This window comes from Bartonella sp. AD328YNZD, assembly GCF_042196425.1.
In genome coordinates this window covers 6,170-9,416 of the sequence record NZ_JBHIQG010000031.1, presented here as the reverse complement: position 1 = coordinate 9,416, position 3,247 = coordinate 6,170, and the positions used below count along the sequence as shown (strand labels likewise).

At 41.7% G+C, this 3,247-nt stretch carries 3 protein-coding genes; all 3 read right to left on the bottom strand.

Annotated features, from left to right (window positions below; genetic code table 11):
* Positions 1–141: 141 nt before the first annotated feature.
* Complete coding sequence (locus ACFIO3_RS02880; RefSeq protein WP_375607023.1) at positions 142–837, bottom strand: hypothetical protein; 696 nt, start codon at positions 835–837, stop codon at positions 142–144.
* 83 nt (positions 838–920) lie between these two features.
* A complete protein-coding gene (locus ACFIO3_RS02875) occupies positions 921–2,039 on the bottom strand; it encodes a N4-gp56 family major capsid protein (RefSeq protein ID WP_375607024.1) in 1,119 nt (372 codons plus the stop codon).
* A 283-nt stretch (positions 2,040–2,322) separates the two neighbouring features.
* Positions 2,323–3,099, bottom strand: a complete 777-nt coding sequence (locus ACFIO3_RS02870) for a hypothetical protein (protein ID WP_375695842.1) — start codon at positions 3,097–3,099, stop codon at positions 2,323–2,325.
* Positions 3,100–3,247: the final 148 nt, after the last annotated feature.

Genomic DNA, 3,247 nt, shown 5'->3' with positions numbered 1-3,247 from the left:
ATCGAGCAAAATGTGACCATAAAGAATGGTGGAGCCCAACGCCAAACACCAGCGCTTCACCATCAACACCCAACGCGCATCCAACCATAAAGGACAAACCAACCTTCAACGCCCGCCATAAACGATTTCGAAAAAAGCCTTTTAAAAACGCATTGGACGAATTTTTGAAGAACCTTTTCGACGCGATGTTTCAATACGCAAAGCTTGAAGCTGTTCTTGAAAATCTCTGAAAGAAACGGCGGCATATTCAGGATCTTTAAGGATATTTTTATACAATTCATATTTTGCCCGCGCTTTAATAAGATCAAAAGCATGAAGCAACCAAGGATTATCATCTTCTCTCAGCTGTTCATCCGCAATATGAATAGGAGCATACGAGAGCTTTACGGTTTCCACATGTTCTGGTGTTGGAAAGAGACCTATTTTTTGATCAAGGTACGTATAAAAGAATGGCGTTCCCAGTACAGGATGCGCGCCATATTGTTGATGCAACACTTCCAAGGGCTTAAAGAACAATTTTGTTGGTGTTTCATCGTTTGTTGCTAAAAAGACGCTCTCTAAAACCTTTTCTGATTTAATACAAATTCCCTCTTCTTGCCCATACCATGTTTTACCACTTTGTGTTTTAAACGTCCTTTCTCTTTTTTCATTAAAGAAAAAGGGTTCGCGTTCACACAAACGCAAAGCCGTAAAAATTGAATCTTGAATTTGCAGGGAATATTCCGCTGTTGTATCGTCAATTTCATCTTGAATAAGCGCGACCATATAAGCAAAAGTTTTAGAATGGTCTGAATGTGTAAGGTTTAGATTTTGGGGATCAGTGGATAAAGTGGTCATAAGCCTGTCCTTGTTTCTGGAAGCATTTTAAATTTTTCCCCCAACAGATCCCTCTTGTTGGGGGAAGAGAGCAAACATTCGCTTTAAGCGGGCGCTCCATAAGTTGGGATGACGATAGTGCCAAAATCCTGAGCCCCTTGCGTACTTCCTGGCAAGGTAAAGCAAGTTTTTTTCATACCGATAATGGTTTTTGCCGCGACCCCGAATTCTCTTTCATAGTCGAAGAGTTCTTCCACCAATTTATAGCGTGTTGCTCCTCGATCTTTACCAAAAGCAATCACAGCACTCTGCGCACCAAGCAGAACAGCCCGCCGCACATTTGGTACAGCTTTATTTGCCGTCCCAGATTCAACCCCTTCGGTAATATGTTCAGCTTCGCGTAAAACCACACCATTATACATGCCCAAAGACCCATCATAGAGCGGATTTTTGATACGACTTCCACTATAGATTGCCTTAGTAATGTCGAGCCATTGCCCCGCATCTGTATTGGTTCGCAATTGCGTCACTTGGGTTGGGTGCAGATACAGCACATAGACATTTTCGCCATCAATCCGCACAGGTCTAATTTTAGGATTTGCCAATTTAGCCCGTTCGACAGCTTTATCAATGAGCTTAAGATCAAAAACATCGCCTTCTTTTAAGTCCTCATCTTTTGCTTTATCGTTAGGACGTACCACGCGTTTATTGGTTGGTGCCGTTGGCGCATTAAACCCATAATGGACAGGTTTAAGAGTAATCGTACGTCCCTCAAAGTTAATAGCTTTTGCGGTATAACCACACACTTGAATGAAGAACATCATACTCAGACGATCTGCATACCAATCAACCAAACCATTTTTTGCCTCGGTGCGCAAATCATGGAGAATTCGTTGCTGATCAATTGTTCCCTCATTTTTGACACGCACAGCATGAACGAGTTCATTAATTGCCAAGCGATCATTGAGAAACTGTAAAGCTTCTTCATTGCCTTCCAATGTCTGCCCTTCACTCACCCCATCGCCTAGCAACTGCACACGCAAATTAAAGCTAATGGCATCCCCACTTGCTTTCGTGGTTTCATCCTTTAATTGTACGATACTGTTTGAATCATTTCCAATCAACGGTGCAATTGGAAGTGCTTTTGAGACTTCTTGGTTTAATAATTTAGACCATGTGCGCACTGCCATTGGGTCATTAAGTCCGATATAAGTTACAGTCATTTTGTCCTCTAAAAGTTTTATTGACATAAAAAACCCGGCAAAGCGCCGGTTGTTAAAACACCACATTTCATTTCAAATGGTGAATAGTTTGTTCGTGAGTTTTATCTAATTTCTGTTAGCGTCTTCCTCCCCCCTTATAAGAGCTCTCCTCACCGCATCCGTTCTTTGAAACATCTTCTCTCCCCACTCCCCCCGCCCCTGTTCCCTCAAAAAACGCCTGCCACCTTCACGCCCCAAAAGCCGCTCCACGTTCCCGCAAAAAACACCTGCCACATTTTTGTTTTTAAAATTCTCTTCCCCCCATTAAACGATTAAAAGAAGCTTTATTTTTAGGATCAGCAACCCAAGCGCTAAATTCTGCTTCTGACATTTTATCAAGCATATCCAAAGAAATCGGCCCATTTGGCGTTAAACCGTTATAAGCAGCAAGAGTACGCGCAGAATTGTGTCTTTCCTGTAAATTTTCATCCATGTTATTGGGAACATTTGTGTAGCCAATTTTTTGTGCAATCGTGTAAATCACTTCAGCAGGGTTTTGATTTTTTTGCGCACAATCGTGCAAGATCTGCTTCAACTCATCACCAATTATCGCATCAATATTTTGGGGATCTGCCATCTCAGGATAGAGTGAAGCACAAGCAGCCAACTGTTTAGCCCGCGTTTCATAAATAAAATCGGCGGCTTGATCAAAATCATGATGTTTTTGTTTAACACTGGCAACAGACTGTTGATAGAATGCGTGCAACTGTTCTGCTTCACAAACAGTCGGTTTATCTTGGGGTTTTTCATGTAAAAGCCCTTGTTTTTGGAGTGTTTTTCCCAACCATTGCATATAGCCCATAAAGTCTTTTTGTGGATCTGGTGGAACATCTTCTCCTCCTTGAACCTCTTTTTCTACCTTTTGCGAAGAGGACTGTTTTTGATGCGTTTGCCCTTGGAAATTATCTTCAAGAGTTTTTTCTTCTCTTGCAATTTCACCATCTTCTCCCTCTTGTGTTGAGACCAGAAAATCTTGTTTTAATTGGTTTTGTTCTGCCGGCGTTAAGTGTTCTTGATCCATGACATTAGCCTTTTCTTTTTTTTAACAATAAAATTAAATTTTTCAGATAAAACAGCCTGTGAGCATTTATTCCCTCAATGCTCTCCCATCACTTGGGCTCCACCATTCCCCACCATATTCACCCCACATAACGGCAAGACTCCCTCTC

Excerpts from the sequence above, each read along its gene's own strand:
- ACFIO3_RS02880 (WP_375607023.1), bottom strand. The coding sequence starts at position 837 with ATGACCACTTTATCCACTGATCCCCAAAATCTAAACCTTACACATTCA.
- ACFIO3_RS02875 (WP_375607024.1), bottom strand. The coding sequence starts at position 2,039 with ATGACTGTAACTTATATCGGACTTAATGACCCAATGGCAGTGCGCACA.
- ACFIO3_RS02870 (WP_375695842.1), bottom strand. The coding sequence starts at position 3,099 with ATGGATCAAGAACACTTAACGCCGGCAGAACAAAACCAATTAAAACAA.